This window comes from Promicromonospora sukumoe (assembly GCF_014137995.1).
In the GTDB taxonomy this organism is placed as follows: domain Bacteria; phylum Actinomycetota; class Actinomycetes; order Actinomycetales; family Cellulomonadaceae; genus Promicromonospora; species Promicromonospora sukumoe.
Genome location: NZ_JACGWV010000001.1, coordinates 2,726,817 through 2,746,566, shown reverse-complemented (window position 1 = coordinate 2,746,566; position 19,750 = coordinate 2,726,817). Strand labels below are relative to the sequence as shown.

The 19,750-nt window shown below is 74.9% G+C and carries 20 protein-coding genes; 8 read left to right on the top strand and 12 right to left on the bottom strand.

The genetic code is table 11. The annotated features are described in order from the left end of the window. Positions 1 to 131 precede the first annotated feature (131 nt). Positions 132 to 1,097 carry an endonuclease/exonuclease/phosphatase family protein gene (locus FHX71_RS12195; RefSeq protein ID WP_182616557.1) on the top strand — a complete coding sequence of 322 codons (966 nt, stop codon included), beginning with the start codon at positions 132 to 134 and terminating at the stop codon, positions 1,095 to 1,097. Here FHX71_RS12195 and FHX71_RS12190 read toward each other — a convergent pair. The 7 genes from FHX71_RS12190 to FHX71_RS12160 form a co-directional block, all read right to left on the bottom strand. Continuing rightward, complete coding sequence (locus FHX71_RS12190) at positions 1,067 to 2,527, bottom strand: hypothetical protein (protein WP_182616555.1); 1,461 nt, start codon at positions 2,525 to 2,527, stop codon at positions 1,067 to 1,069. The two genes, FHX71_RS12195 and FHX71_RS12190, sit on opposite strands and share 31 nt — an antisense overlap. Next, a complete protein-coding gene (locus FHX71_RS12185) occupies positions 2,524 to 3,918 on the bottom strand; it encodes a CHAT domain-containing protein (protein ID WP_182616553.1) in 1,395 nt (464 codons plus the stop codon). Before FHX71_RS12185 ends, FHX71_RS12190 begins: the two co-directional genes overlap by 4 nt. Continuing rightward, positions 3,915 to 5,330, bottom strand: a complete 1,416-nt coding sequence (locus tag FHX71_RS12180; protein WP_182616551.1) for a hypothetical protein — start codon at positions 5,328 to 5,330, stop codon at positions 3,915 to 3,917. Before FHX71_RS12180 ends, FHX71_RS12185 begins: the two co-directional genes overlap by 4 nt. Before the next feature lie 42 nt (positions 5,331 to 5,372). Beyond that, the gene (locus tag FHX71_RS12175; RefSeq protein WP_182616549.1) at positions 5,373 to 6,725 is read right to left on the bottom strand and encodes a hypothetical protein; all 1,353 of its coding nucleotides are present in this window, start codon (positions 6,723 to 6,725) and stop codon (positions 5,373 to 5,375) included. 94 nt (positions 6,726 to 6,819) lie between these two features. Further along, positions 6,820 to 8,244: a copper resistance CopC/CopD family protein gene (locus FHX71_RS12170; protein ID WP_182616547.1), complete on the bottom strand. Its 1,425-nt coding sequence runs from the start codon at positions 8,242 to 8,244 to the stop codon at positions 6,820 to 6,822. Positions 8,245 to 8,305: 61 nt separating this feature from the next. Further along, complete coding sequence (locus FHX71_RS12165; RefSeq protein WP_182616546.1) at positions 8,306 to 8,860, bottom strand: DUF305 domain-containing protein; 555 nt, start codon at positions 8,858 to 8,860, stop codon at positions 8,306 to 8,308. Positions 8,861 to 8,964: 104 nt separating this feature from the next. Further along, positions 8,965 to 9,453, bottom strand: a complete 489-nt coding sequence (locus tag FHX71_RS12160; protein ID WP_182616544.1) for a hypothetical protein — start codon at positions 9,451 to 9,453, stop codon at positions 8,965 to 8,967. Positions 9,454 to 9,537: 84 nt separating this feature from the next. Between FHX71_RS12160 and FHX71_RS12155 the strand changes: the two genes are divergently transcribed. Both FHX71_RS12155 and FHX71_RS12150 read left to right on the top strand, forming a co-directional pair. Continuing rightward, the gene (locus FHX71_RS12155; protein ID WP_182616542.1) at positions 9,538 to 9,924 is read left to right on the top strand and encodes a VOC family protein; all 387 of its coding nucleotides are present in this window, start codon (positions 9,538 to 9,540) and stop codon (positions 9,922 to 9,924) included. Between the two features lie 175 nt (positions 9,925 to 10,099). After that, complete coding sequence (locus FHX71_RS12150) at positions 10,100 to 10,924, top strand: alpha/beta fold hydrolase (protein ID WP_182616540.1); 825 nt, start codon at positions 10,100 to 10,102, stop codon at positions 10,922 to 10,924. Here the strand turns inward: FHX71_RS12150 and FHX71_RS12145 are convergent. Next, on the bottom strand, positions 10,911 to 11,897 hold the full coding sequence (locus FHX71_RS12145; RefSeq protein ID WP_182616538.1) for an Acg family FMN-binding oxidoreductase: 987 nt from the start codon (positions 11,895 to 11,897) through the stop codon (positions 10,911 to 10,913). The genes FHX71_RS12150 and FHX71_RS12145 overlap by 14 nt on opposite strands. A gap of 129 nt (positions 11,898 to 12,026) precedes the next feature. Here FHX71_RS12145 and FHX71_RS12140 point away from each other — a divergent pair, with 129 nt between their 5' ends. The 3 genes from FHX71_RS12140 to FHX71_RS12130 all read left to right on the top strand — a co-directional run bounded on the left by FHX71_RS12140 (position 12,027) and on the right by FHX71_RS12130 (position 14,283). Beyond that, on the top strand, positions 12,027 to 12,614 hold the full coding sequence (locus FHX71_RS12140; RefSeq protein ID WP_220489665.1) for a flavodoxin family protein: 588 nt from the start codon (positions 12,027 to 12,029) through the stop codon (positions 12,612 to 12,614). 2 nt (positions 12,615 to 12,616) lie between these two features. After that, positions 12,617 to 13,552, top strand: coding sequence for a universal stress protein (locus FHX71_RS12135; protein WP_182616535.1), 936 nt, complete (start codon positions 12,617 to 12,619; stop codon positions 13,550 to 13,552). Between the two features lie 68 nt (positions 13,553 to 13,620). Next, entirely contained in the window at positions 13,621 to 14,283 is a 663-nt protein-coding gene (locus FHX71_RS12130) for a hypothetical protein (RefSeq protein ID WP_182616533.1), read from the top strand. A 25-nt stretch (positions 14,284 to 14,308) separates the two neighbouring features. On the opposite strand, the gene FHX71_RS12125 is transcribed toward FHX71_RS12130, so the two are convergent. Beyond that, entirely contained in the window at positions 14,309 to 14,911 is a 603-nt protein-coding gene (locus tag FHX71_RS12125) for a response regulator transcription factor (RefSeq protein ID WP_182616531.1), read from the bottom strand. Beyond that, entirely contained in the window at positions 14,908 to 16,149 is a 1,242-nt protein-coding gene (locus FHX71_RS12120) for a sensor histidine kinase (RefSeq protein ID WP_182616528.1), read from the bottom strand. The genes FHX71_RS12125 and FHX71_RS12120 overlap by 4 nt, the downstream gene beginning before the upstream one ends. Positions 16,150 to 16,305: 156 nt before the next feature. Here FHX71_RS12120 and FHX71_RS12115 point away from each other — a divergent pair, with 156 nt between their 5' ends. Together FHX71_RS12115 and FHX71_RS12110 are read left to right on the top strand one after the other, a co-directional pair. Next, positions 16,306 to 16,854, top strand: coding sequence for a small multidrug efflux protein (locus FHX71_RS12115; protein ID WP_182616525.1), 549 nt, complete (start codon positions 16,306 to 16,308; stop codon positions 16,852 to 16,854). Then, positions 16,851 to 17,804: a CPBP family intramembrane glutamic endopeptidase gene (locus FHX71_RS12110; protein ID WP_182616523.1), complete on the top strand. Its 954-nt coding sequence runs from the start codon at positions 16,851 to 16,853 to the stop codon at positions 17,802 to 17,804. The genes FHX71_RS12115 and FHX71_RS12110 overlap by 4 nt, the downstream gene beginning before the upstream one ends. A 27-nt stretch (positions 17,805 to 17,831) precedes the next feature. Here the strand turns inward: FHX71_RS12110 and FHX71_RS12105 are convergent, their stop codons facing one another. Together FHX71_RS12105 and FHX71_RS12100 are read right to left on the bottom strand one after the other, a co-directional pair. Further along, positions 17,832 to 18,494, bottom strand: coding sequence for a GntR family transcriptional regulator (locus FHX71_RS12105; protein WP_182616521.1), 663 nt, complete (start codon positions 18,492 to 18,494; stop codon positions 17,832 to 17,834). A 63-nt stretch (positions 18,495 to 18,557) separates the two neighbouring features. Next, positions 18,558 to 19,559 carry an ornithine cyclodeaminase family protein gene (locus FHX71_RS12100; RefSeq protein WP_182616518.1) on the bottom strand — a complete coding sequence of 334 codons (1,002 nt, stop codon included), beginning with the start codon at positions 19,557 to 19,559 and terminating at the stop codon, positions 18,558 to 18,560. Between the last annotated feature and the right edge of the window lie 191 nt (positions 19,560 to 19,750).

Sequence of the window (19,750 nt, the reverse complement as noted above, 5' to 3'; positions counted from 1 at the left end):
CTGGATGCGGAAGCATGAAAGCGTGGTTGTGATATGACCTGTTTCAGCCGTGCGTGGCGGTATCAACCGAGTCCTGGTGATCCTCTTCCCAGGTATCGGTAGCTCCCGATCCGCTGTGCAGGTGACGTGCCATGACCACGACCATCGCCCCGCCGCCCGGTCCTGTCCCCGGCGCCGTGACCGACGACGTCGAGCGGGTGCGCGCCGCGCTCGCGGACCAGCTCCCCGCCAAGGCGGCCGACAACCTGCTGGTCGGCACGTGGAACCTGCGCGCGTTCGGCGGCCTCACGTACAAGTGGCGGTCCACGCAGCACGACACCCCCCGGCGCGACTGGCACGCGCTCGCCTGCATCGCCGAGGTGGTCGCGCGGTTCGACGTCACGGCCGTCCAGGAGACCCGGCGCGACACCACGGCACTGTTCGCGCTCCTGAGCCTGCTGGGCCCGCGGTACCGGGTGATCGCGTCCGACGTCACCGAGGGCGGGCCCGGCAACGGCGAGCGCCTCGCGTTCGTGTACGACGCCGAGCGGGTGCAGCCGTCCGGGCTGGTCGGCGAGCTGGTGCTGCCCGCGGGTGCGCGGGGCGACGTCGAGCAGTTCGCCCGCACCCCGTACGCCGCGGGCTTCGTGCGCGCCGCGACCGAGCTGATCCTGACCACCGTGCACGTGCTGTGGGGCGAGGCGCCCGCCGACCGGGTCGGCGAGCTGACCGCCTTCGCCACGTGGATGCGGGGCTGGGCCGACCGCCCGGACGACTGGAATCGCAACCTCCTGGTACTGGGCGACTTCAACCTCGACCGGCTCGACGACCTGCTGTTCGAGGCCTTCGTCTCGACGGGCCTGTGGCCGCCCGCGGAGCTGAACGGGGTGCCGCGCACGATCTTCGACGACGACCCGGACCGCCACCACTACGACCAGATCGCGTGGTTCAGCGACGCCGCGCGGCCCGGCGCGCCGTCCCTCCTGGACGGGCTCACGTACACGGGTCGGGGCGGCGGCTTCGACTTCCTGCCGCACGCCCTGCGCGACCTCAGCAAGACCCAGGTGTCGTGGCGGCTCAGCGACCACTACCCGCTGTGGGTGGAGTTCCGGGTCTGAGCTCCGTTCCCGGCCGCTGGCGGCAGGGGGATCGCGACCGTCGGGTCGCCCAGGATCACCGTGCTGGCCCGGTCGTGGGCCGTGACCCGGCTGTAGACCATCAGGTCGAGGGCAGGCTTCGCCCGTTCCCCGAACGTGGTCTGGAACTCCTGCTCGGCGAGCTGGAAGCCCTGGAGCAGCGCGCCGACGGGCCGGTAGTACGGCTCCATCGCGTACCCGACCGGCCGGCCCAGGAACAGCCGCGCGTACAGCGCCTCGCGGAGCTGGGCGGTCAGCGGCTGCGCGTTGGGCGGGAAGGCCAGGGTCCAGTTGAACGTGGGCTCGACGTGCCCGACGAACGCGCGCAGCGGCTTCTGCGCCCCGAGCAGCGCCCGGGGCAGGGGCGAGGTGACGGCGCCCAGGGTCGCGACGCCGTCGAAGGTGCGCGCCAGGTCGCCGTCGAACAGCCCGGCGTACGCCGAGGGGCTGTCCGCCCCGGCGGAGCAGCAGGCCTGCGCGAACCAGACGGCGCCGTCCGGCTGCCAGGTGCTCAGCAGGGCCTCGGGGTCGAGCAGCGTGTGGTCGTGGTCGACGGGCTTGCCGAGGTCCGCGCGCAGGCGCTCCGGGTCGCCGAGCGGCCCGGTCTGGCCGTGGCTCGTCGTGACGACGACGGCGGGGCGGGCCTCGGCCAGCGCCTCGGTCAGCGCGGCGACCGTGGCGGGCGCGGCCCGCCCGTCGACGAACGTCGGCGACAGCTCGGCGTCCGCGCGCAGGTCGGCGTCGAGCGGCGCGGCGACGACATCGCGCATGAGCGTGGTGATCTCGCCCGTCGCGTGGTCCACGGCCCAGACGACGGGCCGCGACCACTGCGCCGCGGAGTCCTGCCACTCGCCGAGCAGGGCGTCGACGTAACGGGTCAGCCCGTCGCCGTCCAGGTCGAGGCGGCCCACGTACCGCACCGGGTTGAGGATGTACTGCACCCGCCACGGCACCTGCGCGGGGCCGCCGTAGATGAGCAGGAAGGCCGGCAGCTCGCCGGCGTCGGCGCCCGCCGGCGCGGCCGGGACGAAGGGCTGCGCGTCGCCCGCGTAGTCGGTCAGGGTCCACAGCGCGTACCCGCTGGCGGGCCGGTAGCGGAACACCCGGCCGTTACGCGCCGCCACGAGCCGGCGGATGTCCGCGGGCAGGTCGGTGAGCGCCACGAGGTCGTCCCGGGAGGCGCCGTCGGGCTCCCGGGCCACCAGCCCCCAGCCGACGTCGGGGTGCCGCCAGTCCCAGGGATCTGCGGGCGCGGGCCGCGCCGTCCGCTCGGCGACCGTGAACTCGTGCGTGAGCCAGGGCCGCACGTCCGCGACGAACCGCCCCGCGACGGGCGCCGCGCCCGACCAGGCGTCGCTGCTCACCTCGAAGCCGGTGCCGACGGCGGGGGCCTGGGCCGGGACGGCGGTCACGGCGCCTCGTCCAGGGCCTCGGGCGTGACGCCGAGCAGCGCGGCCAGCTCCGCGATCCGGGCGGCGGCGCCCACGCGGAAGGCCTCGCCCTGGCCGGGCGGCAGCGCGGCGAGCAGGCTCTGCAGCGCCGCGACCTCCAGGCGCCAGGCCCGTGCCTGCTCCGGGTCGGTCCGGGGCGCGCCGCCCGGGTCGCGCGGGGCGACGAGCTGGAGCTGGAAGTCCTCCCAGCGCAGGTAGAGGGCGGGCAGGGTCCACTCCCGGCTCTGGTCCCTGGCCTCGGCGGGCGTCATCCCGGCGCCGAGCCCGGAGACCAGCCGGTTGCGCGCCGCCACGGTCAGGGCCGCCCAGTCCAGCGGCGCGGACAGCGTCGCGCCCGCCTTGCTCCGGGCGGCCAGCTCGCCCAGCAGGGCGCCGTACAGGCCCTGCGTCAGCGTGCTCGCGACCGCGCTCCGGATCGGCTCGCGCATGCCGACGGCGGCCGGCGCCACCCCCTTGGTGACCAGGTCACGAGCGAGGGACGTCGCCCCGTCCCCCGACGAGGCGGCGCCCTCGCAGCAGTTGAGGACCACGAGCCAGGGCCCGCCGTCCGTGTCCCACGTGAACTTCGCGAACTGCTCCTTCTCCAGGGCCAGGCCGATCCCGGGGTCCGCGGCGGCCCAGTCCTGCTTGAGCGCCAGCCGCACGTGCGGCACGGGCACCGTGGAGCCGTGGCAGAACAGGTGCAGCACGTGCGGCTTGAAGTCGTTCACCAGCTTGACCAGCTCGTGGTGGTCGGGCGGCACCAGGTGCACCCCGGCGACCTCCGGGGCGGTCCCGGCGTCGATCTCCGCCTGCAGCCCGGTCGCGAGCTCCTCCTCGCTGAGGACGACCAGGAGGCGCGCCATGCCGGGTCCGGCGTCGAGCGCGGCGGCCCGGAGCTCGCGCAGCTCGGCGGCCGCCCCCAGCCCCAGGCACGACAGGACCGCCAGGATCTTCAGCGGCGGCTCGAGCTGGTACAGCGGCACCCGGGGCGCCGTCGTGCGGACCACGCGGGCCAGCGCGTACTTGTCCTCCAGCGCCAGGTAGGGCCCGTCGCCGGGGAAGCGGAGGGTCTCCCACGGCAGCGCGTCCGCGCCGCTGCGCGGCAGGATCTCCGCGTAGACGGGGAACCGCCGGTCCGCGCTGTGCAGGGCCACGGCGAGCTGGTCGCCGAGCTGCTCGTGCGCGGCCAGGGCCCGGTACAGCCGGTCGCCCTCGCGGGCGTTGACGGCGGCGGCGTCGGTCCCTGCGTCGTCCGGGCAGTCGAAGGTCCGGTCCAGGGCGAGGTCGTCGACGGGCTCGACCAGCCGCACCAGCGGGGTGGTGGCGCCCTCCTCGCCGAAGGCGGAGAGCTGGAAGACGACGCGGCTCATGACGGACCTTCCTGCGCCGGCGGGGGCTCCTCGGGCTCCGGGTACGCGCGGTGCACGTGCTCCTCCAGCAGCGAGGAGACGTTGCTCAGCGCGTCGACGGCGGCCTTGTCGACGGGGGTGTCGACGGCGTAGGGCAGCCAGCTCATCTGGAGCTGCTCGATGCTGCGCGACGCCGAGGCGACCCACGAGTCGCCGTCCACCTCGACGGCGGCCTTGCGCGTCGCCTCCTGCAGGAACGCCGACCGGCCGTCCTTGCGGAGCATCAGCCCGTCGGTGAGGCGGCGCAGGTCCGAGGTCATGGGCTCGGCGGGCGCCTCGGGGCCGCCGGTGACCTCGACGAACAGCGGGTGCACCCAGGCGGTCATCGCCGGCAGGGGCGCCGTCAGCGGGCCCGACGGCGCGAGCACAGTGTGCAGGCTCCGGCCGAGCTGCTCGGCCTCGGGGTCGGCCTCGATGTCGTGCACCGCGGCCACGCCCGGCCGGGACTGGGCGACGTGGTCGGCGAGGTCGCGCAGCCCGGCCGCGCTGTCGCTGCCGGGCGGGTCCGAGAGCGCCAGGCCCACGGCGCCCACGCGCGCGAGGAGCTCGATCAGCTCGGCCGACTCGACGAACCTGGCGGGGCCGCCGTCGAGCGCCGGCGACCCGGCCAGGGCCAGCGCGCCCCGTCCGTCGGACAGGTAGCCGTGCGCCGCGAAGTGCACGACGTCGAGCCGGCCGCCCCGCATCGCGTCCAGGATCCAGGTCAGCCACGGGTTGGCGGTCGGGTGCGGTCCGAGCGCGCGCCGGGCCGTGACGTCCGGCTCCGGCGGCACGTGCACGACGACGTCGCCGTGGCCCAGCAGCGGCCGGACCGCTTCGCACGTCGCGGCGTACCGGCCGGCGTCGGTGAACAGGTGCACCGTGACGTGCCGGCCGGGGTTGTCGAGGTACCGGTGCGCGAGCTCGGCGACCACCCGCGCCGGGTCGAACCGGACCGCGGGGAAGGGCGAGCTGGAGCAGATCGCGACGTCGAGCTGCAGACCCGGCTTCTGCGGGCGCACGGGGTGGAACGGCAGCCGGAACAGGGGCCGGCCCAGCGCGACGAGCAGCCGCTCCCAGGGGAGCACGTGCACCAGGCCGCGGGGGACCGGGAACTCAAGCCACAGCGCGTTGTGCGGGGGCAGCGGCGACTCTCCGACGTCCGCGACGGCGCGCGACACCCGGGCCACGACGTCCGGCGGGACGGTCAGCGCCCGGTCGTCCACGTGACCGGTGGTGCTGCGCGGCAGGCCCAGGTCACGCAGGGCGCAGCGGGCCGCCTCCGTGGGCCGGTCCCGGCCGCGGACCACCGCGAACACGGCCTCCGACGTGGCCAGGTCCACGCTGATGCGCAGCGTCGGCAGGTCGATCTCCGACCGCAGGGTCTTCGCCATCGGCGGCTCTCCTCCTCGGTTCGCGGGTCATTCGTTCGCTTGTCATCCGTCGGCGTGCGCGGCTGCGTGGACCTGGCTCAGCAGCGCCCAGGCGGTCTGGTCGGACTGGACGTCGCCGTGCCCCGGGATGCACCACGTGCCGTCGACCCCGATCACCTCGTACCTGCCGTCGACGGCGTGCTCGCCGATCGGGTAGTGCTGGCCGACGTCGGGCATCCGGTCGATGGCGAGCGCCTCCGCGCCCACGCCCTGCGGGCCGAAGCCGCCGAGCGCGGCGAAGCGCGACGGCGGGCGCCCGGCGATCTCGGCCTCGCCGAGGTCGGCGCGCCGGCGCAGGGCGAGGTGGAACACACGCGTGAGCGGCAGGTCGTGCGCGGACCAGGTCGTGACGACCGGGCCGCGGACGCGGTCGAAGGCCGGGCGGTAGCCGCCGGGCCGGCCGTCGACGTCGGCCGCGAACGCCCAGGCGGACAGCGCCGGCTGGAGCAGCAGCACCGAGTCGACGGGGCGGCTCGGCCCGGGGCCGGCGCAGACGGCGGACATGACGACCCGGCCGCCGTACGAGTGGCCGACCAGGTGGAGGCGGGCCGGGGTCTCGTCCGCGAGCCTGCGCAGGACGGCGGCGACGCCGGTGGCCCCGACGCGTCCGGCGCGGTCCTTCATCTGGCGCACCGTGGCCAGGCGGATGCCGGAGCGGATCAGCTCCAGCGGGTCGAACCCCGCCACCTGGGGACGAGCCGTCGCCCCGTCGTCGTCGGGGATGATGCCGCCGGGACGGGCCGGGGCCGGCTCGGCCCGCGCGAGCGTGTCGGTCCAGACGGCGCGCAGCGCGGGCCCGTCCAGGCCGGGGTCGGGCGCGCCGGTCTCGTCCGGGTCTGAGGCGGGCAGGTGCGCGAGGATCTCGGCGACCAGGTCGGTCCGGTCCGCGCCGTCCACGGGGCCGGTCAGCGCGGCGCGCAGCTCGGCGTCCAGCTCCGGGCCGAGGTCGTCGCCCAGCACGTCGAGCTCGGCGGCCAGCTCGCCGGCGAGGCCGTCGCCGCCGCCGTCCGCGCTGCCGCCCGCGATGTCCGGGCCGCGCTCCCACGGTAGGACCAGGGCGGCGCTGGGCCAGAAGAGGCCCACGTAGACGGGCCGGAACGGGTGGTCCGGCGGGCGCGCGCCCAGCACGGCGTCGACGTGGTCGAAGAAGTCGGTGTACCGCGAGGTGGCGGCCTGCCAGTCGTTGTTCCAGCCGTGGGAGATCACGACGACGTCGGTGGCGTCGCGCGCGTCCGCGACCAGCGCCGCGAGGGACTCCGGCGAGGTCAGGGTGCCCCGCCGGTCGAGCTGGAGCACGTAGACGGGGACGGGCCCGCGCGGGCCCGTCCGCACGGCCCAGGGGATGTTCGTGGACATGGCAGCATCGCCTCTTCCGCCGCTCTCCCGCTGCGAGAGCTCCTACTGGTGCGGAAGGGGCCGGCGGCCGGGCTGATACGGGCGCCGGGCGAGATCACCCGTTCGGCTGGGTGGACGCCGCCACGAGCCAGGCGGTGAGCAGCACGACCACCACCATCAGGGCGGTCTCGCGGCCGGTGCTGCGCCGCAGCTCACCGCCCGCGGCACGGGACCGGCCGGCGTGCCGCACCACCGCGCGGCGTCGGGCCGTGAGCCTGGGCACGACGCGGAGGTGGTTGTGCGTGCCGATGGCCGCGACCACCACGACCACTCCGGTCTTGGCGAGCAGGAGCAGCCCCCAGGTGCTCTCCCAGAGCTGGGCCGGGCGGTCCAGGATGCCGGCCGCGAGCAGCACCCCGCCCACGCCGACGACCGCGACGGACGCCGCGGCGACCACGGAGAACCGGGCGCCCAGCAGGGCGGCGTCGAGGTCGCGCCCCTCCCTGCGCCGCATCCGCAGCAGGTACGCCAGCGCGACGACGCCGCCCACCCAGGTGGCGGCCGACGCCAGGTGCGCCACGTCCGCCGTCACCACGAGCCAGCGCGGCTCGACGGTGTTGCTGTGGCCGCCCAGCACCTGCCCGGCCCCGGCCAGCGCGGCGCCGAGCCCCGCCGCCCACGAGCCGGGCAGGGTGCGCCAGGCGCCGACGGCGATCGCGACCCCGCCGGCGGCCTGCAGCCCCACGTCCCAGCGCGTCGTGCCGGTCAGCGAGTCGCCGATCGCGGACGGCGAGACGGCCGCGGCGAGGTCGCCGTGCGCCACGAGCACCGCGCCCGCCAGGACCCGCACGAGGAGTCCGCCGAGCAGCAGCACGCCCGACCACCGGACCAGCCGCAGCACGATCGGCACGTCCGCCTCGTCCCGCCCGCGCAGCACCACGCCCGCGAACACCAGCCCACCGGCGGCGACCAGCCCGCCCCAGAGGGCGGCGGCGCTGCCCAGCCGGGTGACGGCGGTCGCCGCGCGGGCCGCGGGGGTGTCCATCGCGGCCGCGTCGTGGCCCATGTCGTGGTCCATGCCGGACATGTCGTGGCCGGTGCCCGTATCGGCGTCAGACTCGCCGGAGGGCTCGTCGCCGGTTGGTTCGTCGTCGGCCTGCCCGCCCGTGCCCGCCACGCGGAAGCCGAAGGTGCCCTCCAGCGGGTGGCCGTCCTGGGCAGCGGCGGTCCAGGTGACGGTGTACCGGCCGGGGGCCAGCGCCTCGGCCGGCGTCGCGACCAGCACGAGGCCGTCCTGGGCGGGGGCGACGTCGGCCGGGACGGCGCCGTCGGGCCCCTCGACCACCACGCCGTCGCCGAGCAGGCTCACGGGCAGCGTGAACCGCAGCCTGACCTCGGTGACCGGGGCCGTCGAGGTGGACCCGGCGGCGGGTGCCGACGACTCCAGGCGGGTGTGCGCGGCGGCCGGCGGCGCGCAGCACAGGGCCAGCACCAGGGTGCTGAACAGCGTGATGACCAGGGCGGCGAACGTTCTGCGCATGTGCGCGCTCCTTCGGAAGGGGGTGGTGCGCCGGCGCGGAGGCCGGCGCACCACCGGTCGGTCACATCGAGGCGAGGAGCTCTTCCATCGTCTCGATCTCGGCCGCCTGCGTGTCGACGATGGTCTGCGCCATCTCGACCGCGCCCGCGTCCTCGCCGGACTCGACCTCGGCCTGCGCCATCTCCACGGCGCCCTCGTGGTGCGCCACCATCTGCTCCAGGAACAGGCGGTCCGCCTCCGCGCCGGCCGCGGCGCCGAGCGCCTCGAGGTCCGCCTCGGACATCATCCCGTCCATCCCGGCATGGCCGTCGTGCTCCGCGGTGCGCTCGGCGCCCCACGTGTCGAGCCAGCCGTCCAGCTCCTCGATCTCGGGGGCCTGCGCCGCCTTGATCTGCGTGGCCAGCTCGGCGACCCGCGGGTCGGCGTCGGGCCGCGCCAGGACGACGTCGGCCATCTCCACCGCCTGCTCGTGGTGCGGGATCATCATCTGCGCGAACATGACGTCCGCGTCGTTGTGCCCGGCGTGCTGCTCGGGTTCCCCGGAACCCGAGCAGGCGGCCAGGGCCAGGGCCCCGGCCAGGGCGAACGCGGACATGAGGGTGCGCTTGAGCTTCATGGGTCTTTCCTCTGCTTCGTCTCGGGACAGCACTCACCGGCACGACCGCGCTGGGGCGCGGCGTGCTCGTCGGGCCGGCGCGCGGTGCGCGCCGGGGCCCGGGTCTACGTCCGGGAGATGCAGAGGTCGTGCAGGCTGGGCGCGGCGAGGTCGCGGACGACGGCGAGCGCCGGTGTCAGGGACATCGCGAGCGCCAGCGGGGCCCGCCACAGGAGCCGCCGCGCGGGCGCGACCAGGGCGAGGAGCGCGACGAGGATCATGAGGCACATCGCCATGGCGGCGTCGTGCCCGCCGCACCCGTCGCAGCAGGAGCCCTCGTCGGCCGCGTGGTCGTCCGAGACGGGGGCCGGGAGCAGGACGTGGGCGGCGGCCGGCGCGGTGCCGGTGTGCCCGGCGTCGGCCTGCGCCGTCGAGACCTGCGCCACCGCGACCCCGGCGGTCTCGTGCGGCACGGCGTGCCCGTGCGAGGTCGGGGACCCGCTCATCGAGTGCATCGTGACCACGCCGACGATCACGGTGAGGATCGCCAGCGCCCCGATCAGGCCTCGCCGAGGGCCGCTGACGGCCGAGCGGAGGAGGGAGATCACGGGCACGGCACGGAGGCTACCGGATCACCGATGAGTTCCACGCCGTACCGGCGTCAGCCGTAGGACAGCACCGAGGAAAAGGAACTCACCATGGTCACCACGCTCCGCACCTTCAGCGGCTTCTCCGTCGACGACCTCGACCCCGCGCTGCGCTTCTACCGGGACACCCTCGGCCTGCCCGTGCGCACCAACGACATGGGCGGTCTCGAGATCGAGCTGAGCGGGGGCGCGTCGGTGTTCGTGTACCCCAAGGGCGAGGCGCACGCCCCGGCGTCGTACACCGTGCTGAACCTGGTCGTACCGGACATCGACGCCGCCATCATGGAGCTCGAGGCTGCGGGCGTGAAGCTGCTCCGCTATCCCGGGTTCGACCAGGACGAACACGGTGTGGCCCGCAGCACCGACCCCGCCCAGGGCCCGACGATCGGCTGGATCACCGACCCGGCGGGCAACGTCGTGGCGCTCATCCAGGACTGACGGCGCCCACCGGCGCCGGCGCGTTTATCACCCGGGAAACTCAGCGAACAGGCCGATCCTGGACTGCGGGTGACGCCGCCCCGATGGATGCTGGCTGAGGGCGGGGCCGGTCCTGGCCCCCACCGGGCTCGCCTCGTCCGAGGCAGCTCCTCGGACGGCGGACGGAGACGGAAACGTGCCGAAGATTGTCACTGATGACGGCGTCGAGATCTATTACAAGGACTGGGGGAGCGGGCAGCCGATCGTGTTCAGCCACGGCTGGCCCCTGTCGGCGGACGACTGGGACGCCCAGATGCTGTTCTTCCTCCACGAGGGCTACCGGGTCATCGCCCACGACCGCCGCGGGCACGGCCGGTCGACCCAGGTGGCCGACGGCCACGACATGGACCACTACGCCGACGACCTGGCCGCGCTGACCGCGCACCTGGACCTGCAGGACGCGATCCACGTGGGCCACTCCACCGGCGGCGGCGAGGTGGTCCACTACATCGCCCGGCACGGCGAGGACCGCGTGGCCAAGGCCGCGATCATCGCCGCCGTGCCGCCGCTCATGCTCCAGACCGACGCCAACCCCGGCGGGCTGCCGAAGAGCGTCTTCGACGACCTGCGGGCCCAGCTCAAGGCGAGCCGCTCGGAGTTCTACACGGCGCTGCCCGCCGGCCCGTTCTACGGGTTCAACCGGCCCGGCGTCGAGACGCGCGAGCCGCTGGTGCGCAACTGGTGGCGCCAGGGCATGCAGGGCGGCGCCAAGGCGCACTACGACGGCATCGCGGCGTTCTCCGAGACGGACTTCACCGAGGACCTGCGCAAGATCACCGTGCCGGTGCTGGTGATGCACGGCGACGACGACCAGATCGTCCCGTACGCCGACGCGGGCCCGCTGTCGGCGGAGCTGCTGCCCAACGGGACGCTGAAGACGTACCCGGGCTTCCCGCACGGCATGCCGACCACGCACGCCGACGTCATCAACGCGGACCTGCTGGAGTTCATCCGCTCCTGACGGTCGCCCCGTCCACCCCGGCCTGCCCGATCCCGGCCTGCTCGGCGGCCAGGCGCGGGGTGTGCGGGGGCAGCGCGCTGTAGCCCAGCCGCATGAGCATCTGCGGCGCCGCGTCCAGTGACAGCACCCGGCGCAGGTCGTGCCGCGTCGTCGGGTTCTCCAGCACCGTCGTCGCGAACGACGCGTGCACGAAGTACGCGGTCGCGACCAGCAGCACGCGCTCGAGCGCCTGGCCCGCGACCACCCAGTCGCGCGGGGAGTCGTCGGCCGTCGTGAGCAGCGCCATCGTCGAGTGCTGCTCGAACTGCGCGCTGCCCGTGCTGCTGAGGAACCGGCGCACCGGCGCGCCGTCGTTCGTGGGGTTCGGCCCGAGAAGGGCCGCGGGGACGCCGTCCGCCCGGTCCGCGTCCGTCGCGGTCCAGGCCAGCTCCTCGCCCCGGGCCGCCGGGTCCTCCGCCGCGAGGGCCTCCGCCCGCCGCACCAGGTCCAGGACCTTCGCACGCACCGGCTCGGACGGCTGGATCGGGCGCAGGTCCGCGCACTCGTCGCGCGCGGCCTGCCGGATGGCCATCAGCACGTCCGTGAACAGGGGCTGGTCGTCGAACGGGACCCGCGACGTCGTGCGGCGCCCGATCGCCACGCACAGCTCCAGCTCGTCGGTGTTCGGCACTGGACCCGGCTCCAGGCGCATCGTCGCCACCAGCAGCTCGTCGGCGGGGTCGGGCAGCACCCGCACGAACGGGGTCAGCGACTCCCGGCGGGCGGCCGTCCGGGCGTTGAACAGGAACGCCCCGCAGCTGATCAGCATCTCCCGCCCGTGCGGGTCGGAGTGGTGCAGCTGCCGCGCCGGGTCCGCGCGGAGGGTCAGGGTGCGGCCCTCGACCTGCGCCTGCCACGGCTGGGTGTTGAACACGCTCGGGGCGCTCGCGGCGGCCCGCAGGATGCGTTCCATGCGTGCGTCGACGACGTCCATCGACCAAGTCTTCGCGGACCGGCAGGTCCGGGCACGGGCCAAAGGTCCCGCGGACGTGGGCCGGACGGCCCTGACGCCCGGCCCGGCGGGCGCGGAGCGTGGAAGAAGAACCTGTTAGGAGGTGCGCTGATGCGTGCACTGGTGGTCTACGAGTCCATGTACGGCAACACGGAGGCGGTCGCGAGGGCGATCGCGGAGGGTATCGAGGGGTCCATGCATGCCGACGTCGTCGAGGTGGGGGCGGCGCCCCGCACCGTGCCGGCGGACGTGACCATGCTGGTCGTGGGCGGACCGACCCACGCCTTCAGCATGTCCTGGCCCTCGACCCGCCGGGACGCCGCCGGACGGGCACCGATCGTCGGCTCGCACGACCGGGGCATCCGGGAGTGGATCGGGGGGCTGCCGGGGGTGACGACGCAGACCGCGGCCGCGGCGTTCGACACGCGGTCGACCTCCCGCCTCTCCGGCTCCGCCGCCCGCGCGGCGAGCCGTCGGCTGGACCGGCTGGGCTTCCCCTTGGTCGCCTCGCCCGCCAGCTTCCGGGTCGGCGACGTGACCGGACCCCTCGCGGACGGTGAGCTCGACCGCGCCTACGGGTGGGGCAAGGCCCTGGGCGCACAGGTCGCCGAGCGGCGCCCGACCCGGCCGGAGGTGCGCTCCGCGCACCAGCACGCCTACCACCGCCCGTACCCGCAGGGCAGACTGGGCGAGGCCTGACCATGACCGCCGACCAGCTGCGCGCCCCCGTCGTCGTCGCCGTGGACGGCAGCGAGCGGAGCGCCGGGGCCGTGCGGTACGCGATCAACGAGGCCCGGCTGCGCCGGACCGGGATACGCATGGTGCACGTGGTGCCGGCGCCCCTGCCCGAGAGCGGGCTGTGGCCCGCGGAGGCAGGCGACGTCGCCTACCTCGAACGGTCCGGCCGCGGCACGGTCACCCGGGTGGCCGCGACCGCCAGCGCCATCGCCCCGGAGCTGCAGATCGAGCCGGTGCTCGCGCTCGGGCCGCGGGTGGCCCAGCTCGTCGAGGCGTCCGCGTCCGGCGGCCTGCTGGTGCTCGGCCGCGAGACCCGGCACGGGGCGGAGCGCCTGGTCGCGCGGGCGACGACCGCCGAGGTCGCGGCGCGGGCCGCGGTGCCCGTGACGGTGGTCCCCGCCCGGTGGCGGGACGGTGGCAACGACCGCATCGTCGTCGGGATCAAGACGTTCACCAGCGCCGGCGAGCTGCTGACCCGCGCGCTCTCGCTGGCGTCCTGTCGGCACGCCGCCGTGCGGGTGGTGCACGCCGTCGAGGTCCCGGACATGGCCGCCGACCTCGGCCTGACCGACTCCCACACCGCCGAGTCGGTCGCTACGGCCACCCGGCTGCTGGAGACGGTCGTGCGGGACTGGGCCGCCGTCTACCCGGGCGTCGCCGTGCAGACCTCGGTGCTCGTGGGCAATCCCGACCAGGTGTTGATCAAGGCCGCGGCCGACGCGGACGTCCTGATGGTCGCGCGGCACCACCGCGGCCGTGGGCACACGGCCCGGCTGGGGCGCACGCCCCGGGCCATCCTGACGGCGTGCGACACCCCCGTCGAGGTGGTCCCGCTGCGCTGGAAGACCGCCGGGGTGCCGATCGTCCTGGAGAGCGACGGCGAGATCCTGAAGAGCTGAGCGCACCCGCCGCGCCGACGCCGGAGATTCGCGGCGCTCGGCAGGGGCCCGTTGCTACGGTGTCCGGTGTGTTCTCGGACTGGAAGCGACGACGTGCCGCCGAGCGGGTCCAGCCGGGCGACGGCAGCCCCCTTCAGCGGTTCCGCTGGTGGCAGCCGTTCACCCGCTCGCTGCTGCACCTGACCCTCCCCGCCGAGGACGGCCGCACGCAGACCTGGTCGGTGGACGTGCGGCACGGCGGCGACGACAACGGCACCGTCTGGGCCCGCCTCTACCTGGACGGCCGGCTCGAGGCCCGGTCCAAGCTCCCGGCCCGGTTCCCGGTGCCGGGCGGCGACATCGAGGTGGTGCACAGCGGCTTCGGGCTCAAGCGCTGCCACTACGTCGCCGCCGACGGCACGGAACGCCAGCTCGTGCCCGACGCCGCCTCCGCCGAGGGGCGCCGGGCCCGCCTGGACCGCTCGCACCCCGTCGCGGGCCGCCTGATCGGCCTCGTCTCGCTCGTCGTCCTGGTGGTCGGGCTGGTGCTCGGCGTGCCGCAGATCGTGGAGGAGGTCACCCAGATCCCGCCGGTCGCCGAGCGCATCGGCACCTTCACGTCCCCGGTCCAGCTCCCGGCCGCGCTCAACATCGGGATCCTGGTCGCTACCCTCGTCGCGAGCACCGAGCGCGCGCTGCGCCTGCGCTACAACTGGCTGCTCGACGGCGGTCTGTTCGACGGCGACGGCTGAGGACGCCGAGGTCGACGTGTCCTGATCAGATCCAGCCGCGTTCCTCCGCGAGGAGCACCGCCTGCTGCCGCGTCTCGACCGCGAGCTTGCCGAGCACGGTCGAGACGTGGTTGCGGACGGTCCCCGGGGCGAGCAGCAGGGTGCGGGCGATCTGGCTCGTGGTCTCGCCGTGGCGGCCTGCCCGCAGCACGTCCAGCTCGCGGTCGGTCAGCGGCGAGCGCTCGTCGCTCAGTGCGTCGGCCGCCACCTCGGGGTCCACGTACCGCCCGCCCGCGGCGACGCGCCGGATCACCGCCGCGACCTCGTCCGCGGACCGCGACTTGGGCAGGAACCCGGCGGCCCCCGAGGCCAGCGCCCGGCGCAGCACCCCGGGGCGGGCGTGGCGGGTGACGATCACGCACCGCGTCGGCAGGGTGCGGTTCAGGCGCTCGGCGACCTGGACGCCGTCGAGCTTCGGCATCTCCAGGTCCAGCAGGCACACATCGGGCTTGAGGCGCTCGGCGGCGGCGACCGCCTCGGCGCCGTCGGCGCACTCCGCCACGACCTCGATGTCGGGTTCCAGGCCCAGCAGCGCGGCCAGCGCCGACCGGATCATGCCCTCGTCGTCGGCGAGCAGCACACGGATCATCCAGCAACCTCTTCTCCAGCGAAACCTTCGTCGGCAGGGACCGTGACGACCACGGTGAACGTCTCGCCCTCGCGGTGCACCTCGAGGGCGCCGCCGGCCTCGGCGGCCCGCCCCGCGAGACCCTTCAGGCCCGAACCGCCGCCCGTGGCGCCCGTGGGCTCCGGCACGTCGGGCGCGGCGTCGTTCGAGATCTCGTACCGCCACGACCCGTTCGCGCGGGTCAGCGACAGACGCGCCCAGCGGCCGCCGCCGTGGCGCAGCACGTTCGTCGTCGTCTCCCGGATCACGGGGCCCAGGGCGGACGCCGGGGCCAGCGACGCGTCGGTCGCCACGGTGGCCTCGGCCTCCGTGCCCGCCGCGCGCAGCAGGTCCACCGCGTTGGCGAGCTCGTCGCGCAGCGGGACCGAGCGGAAGCGCGTGGCCAGGTCGCGGGTGCCCTGCCGGGCGTCGTCGACGCTGGCGCGCGCCGCGCGGAGCTGCTCCATGCCGGCCGCCGCGTCACGCGGCATGAGGCGCTCGGCGAGCTCGAGCTGCAGGGCGACGACCTGGAGGTGGTGTCCCTGCAGGTCGTGCACGTCGTTCGCCAGCCGGAGCCGCTCCTGGGTCGCCGCGAGCCGCGCCTCCGAGGTGCGGGCCCGGTCGAGCGCCGCCAGCACGTCCCACGACCACAGCGAGGAGACGGTGATCATCGGCAGGAAGACGGCGAGGAAGAAGTACTGGGCCCAGATCTCCGCCGGGTCCTCGATGAGGGTGACGCGCATGTCGATCACGGCCAGCGCGACGAGCAGGGCGGTCGCGGCCAGCACCACGCGCAGGCGCACCCCCGGCGGCCAGTTCAGCAGCATGACCATCTGGATCAGGGGCAGCACGCCGATCACCCAGGCGCCCGTGGCCAGCCCGGCCCCGAGCCCGAAGGCCGCCGCGGTGACGAGCGGCACGAGGTGGCGCCGCCAGTTCACGAGCGGCGCGTCGGCAGTGCGGTGCCGGTAGTCGAACAGCGGGACGAGCGTCGCCGCCCACCACAGGAGCCCGCCGACGCCGACGGCAGCGGTCGTCAGCGCGTCGAACCCGACCTCGATCAGCGTGCTCACGAGGAAGCCGACGACCATGAGCTGGAAGACCACGACAGCGATCGAGACGTACCACCAGGTCGCGGTGATGTTCCGGGTCAGCCGCAGGGAGCCGCGGGCCTCCGCCGACGCCGCGGCGGCGCTCACGGGTTCGGGCGGGATGCTCATCGGCACAGGTTACGGGCATGACACTTGTCATGGTCCAGGCATGCGACGGTCCCGATCACGAGTGACAGGACGACACTTCTGGGCGGCGCCGCCGCGAGGTGAACTAGGTGCAGCGCCGGGGAACCACTCCGGCACCCCCACCACAGGAGCCACACCATGGACCTCGTCGAGACCCTGCAGAACCTGCTCGGGCAGGTGCCCGAGCTCCTCCAGCCGCTGATCGTCGCCCTCGCCGGCGCCATCCCCTTCATCGAGGGCGAGGGCGGTGCCGCGATCGGCATCCTCGGCGGCCTCCCGCCGGTCGTCGCCGCGATCGCCGCCATGGTCGGCAACTTCGTGACCGTTGCCGTGCTCGTGCTGCTCAGCACCGGCGCCCGCAACGCCGTCGTGTCCCGCCGCCGCGCCAAGGTCGAGGCCCGCGACGCCGTCCTGGTCGGCGGCTCCTCCGGCTCGGCGCCGGCCGAGCCCGAGAGCGAGCGGAAGGCGGCCCGCCGGGCCAAGTTCCAGCGCGCCTACGAGCGCTACGGCGTGCCCGGCGTGAGCATGCTCGGCCCGCTCCTGCTGCCCACCCACTTCACCGCGACCATGCTCGCCGCCTCCGGCGTGGGCAAGGCCCGCATCCTGATCTGGCAGGCGATCGCGATCATCGCCTGGACCACGCTGACCGCGCTGATCATCAGCGGCGTGCTCCAGGCCGTCCGATGAGCCGCACGGCGGCGGCGCAGCCGGGCTGGCTCCTCAGCCCGGCCGCGCCGGGGAACGACCCGTCGGTCCCCGGCGGGGTGGAGTACCACCGGGTGCTCGCCGGCGAGAAGCGCCGCGTCGGGCGCGGGATCCTCGCGATCCTGCTCCTGGCGGCCGGGTTCGTCTTCTTCCCGACGGCGGTCGGCTGGGCGCTCGCGCCGTTCGACGTCCAGCGGGGCCTCGTCCCGCCGATCATGCAGGGCACCGACTACACGCCGCTCTACCACGCGGGCTCGATGATCTCGCTCGGCCTGCTGATCCCGTGGAGCATGATCATCCAGCGCCTGCTCTACGGCGTGCCGGGGGCGTCGCTGCACTCCGTGACCTCCCGGTTCCGGTTCGACGTGGCCGGCAAGGCACTGCTCGTCCTCGCCCCGGTCTGGGCCCTGGTGATCGTGCTCGGCTTCCTGACGCCCGTCGAGGAGAGCCCCTGGTCGCACACCGACCTCGTCGCCATCCTGCTCGGCACGCTGCTGCTCACGCCGCTGCAGGCCGCGGGCGAGGAGTACGGCGTGCGGGGCCTGATCTTCCGCGTCGTCGGCGGCTGGACCCGCAGCTCGCGGGCCGGCCTGATCGCCGGGACCGTGGTCACCGCCGTGCTGTTCACGCTCGCGCACGGCGCGACCGACCCCTACGTCATCGCCTGGTACCTGGTGCTGTTCGGCTCGCTGGCGATCATCACCTGGCGCACGGGCGGCCTGGAGATCGCGGTCGTGCTGCACGCCGTGCTCAACACCCTCTCCCTGGCCATGGCCCCGTACCTGCGCATAGACCTCGGCGGGGCCCTGTCCAGCCGGGCGGACGTCGACAGCGCGGTCTACCAGCTCGTGCCCACGCTCACCGTCGTGCTGATCACGGCGGTCGTCTGGTGGGCGACCCGCAGGAGCGGGCCCCTGCTGACGCCGGCGTGACCAGGTGGCTCGCCCTCGGCCGGTGCGTCAGTCGGCGCGCAGGAGGATCTCCAGCGACGGCGCCCGGCCCTTCTCGATGTGGGCGAACGCGATCGACTCGGCCAGCCGGTCGTTGCCCGATCCGATGACCTCGACCAGCTCGTCGTGCTCGTGCGACTGGCCGGCGGGGTCGCGCTCCGCGGTGAGGTAGAACAGCCAGGTCATGCGGCCCAGCACGCCGCGCATGATCGAGGCGAGCAGCTCGTTTCCGGCGAGCTCCACGATGCGCTCGTGGTACGTCGTGTGCGCCTCCGCGATGGCGAGGCGCTCGCTGCTCGCGACGGCGGCGTGCGCCAGGTCGAGGGACGCGGTCAGGGCGTCGGTGCTCGCGCCCTCGCGCACCGCGGTCGCGGCCTGCCGGGCGGCCAGCGACTCGATGGAGAGCCGCACGTCGAACAGCTCGTTGACGGCGCGTCCCGTCCAGGTCGTGACGCGGGCGCTGCGCCGGGGCGCCGTCGTCAGGAAGCCCTCGTTCTCCAGGTGCGGGATCGCCGCGCGGATGGGGATGCGCGAGACGGCGAGCTCGTCGGCCAGGCGGGCCTCCTTGAGCGGCGACCCCTGCGGGTACTCGCCCAGGATGATGCCGCGGCGCAGCGTCTGGTACATCTGCGCCGACAGCGGCTCGCCGAGCCCAGGCTGCGGTTCGGTCATCGGGGCGGCTCCTCGGGAACAGTGATGGTGGACGGGCTCTGCTGGTGGACGGGCGCGCCGGGCTCATGCCCGGGTGCGCACCATCGTCCCAGCCTCGGCGTCCGCCGCCCGCCGCAGCACGTGGTCGGCGGCGGCGAGGTCCTGCAGCCCGATCCCCACGGAGTTGAACACCGTGAGGTCGGCCGCGTCCGTGCGCCCCGCGGCGTCGCCGACGAGCACCTCGCCCAGCTCGACGAGGTCGCCCGCCGTCAGGGCGCCCGCGGCGATCGCGTTGCGGACGTTGCCCGAGTCGGCGAGCGCGACGACCCGTGCGTCGACGACGGTGACGGCGGCGCGCGCGAACACCTCGGGCGGCACCTCGGAGAACTCGGGCCGTGGCGGCGAGCCGACCGCGTTGACGTGCGTGCCGGGGGAGAGCCAGTCCGCCCGCAGGACGGGGGCCTCGGCGGGGGTGAGCGTGCAGACGACGTCGGCCCCGGCGACGGCGGCGCGGGCGTCCACGGTCGCGACGGCGGGCAGGCCGGCCGCCGTCAGGGACTCCGCGAGGGCGAGGCCCCGCTCCGGGGAGCGCGACCAGACGCGCACCTCGTCGAGGTCGAGCACGTGGGCCAGCGCGTGGGCGTGCTCCCGGGCGAGCGCGCCCGCCCCGAGCAGGGCGACGCGACGCGCGCCGGGACGCGCCAGGGTGCGGGTGGCGAGCGCGGTGACGGCGGCGGTGCGCAGCCGGGTGACGGCGCGCCCGTCGAGCAGGCCGACGCACTCGCCCGTCTCGGCCGAGTAGACCGAGATGGTCGAGCGCTGGGCCGGCAGCCCCAGGCCGCGGTCGCGGGGACGGTCGGCGAGGACCTTGACCGCGAACAGCCCGAGCCCGGGGGCGAACGACGCCATGGGCACGACGGCCGGCCCGTCCGCGGTGCGGTCGCCCGGCGCGCGGAAGGCGTGCGGGGCGGGCTGGGCCGCCAGGCCCGCCGCGAGCCAGCGGTGCGCCTGGTCGAGCGACGCGAGGAGCCCCTCCGGCTCGACCAGCTCCTCGACCTGCTCCGACGTGAGCACTCGTGTGGGCATCCGACCTCCTGAACTCGTTTCTGTATCCCAGATAGCCGAAAGCTCTGCTGGCGACGATCCGCGCCGGCGCCTTTCCCGGGCCCGCGCAGCCGTCGTCCTCCGCGCCGAAAGGCCGGGAGGTCTCGCATAATTCCAGGGATTCTCGCAGGTCACAAGCCCCCAAAGGTGAGCCCGGAGGTTTCACTCACCCG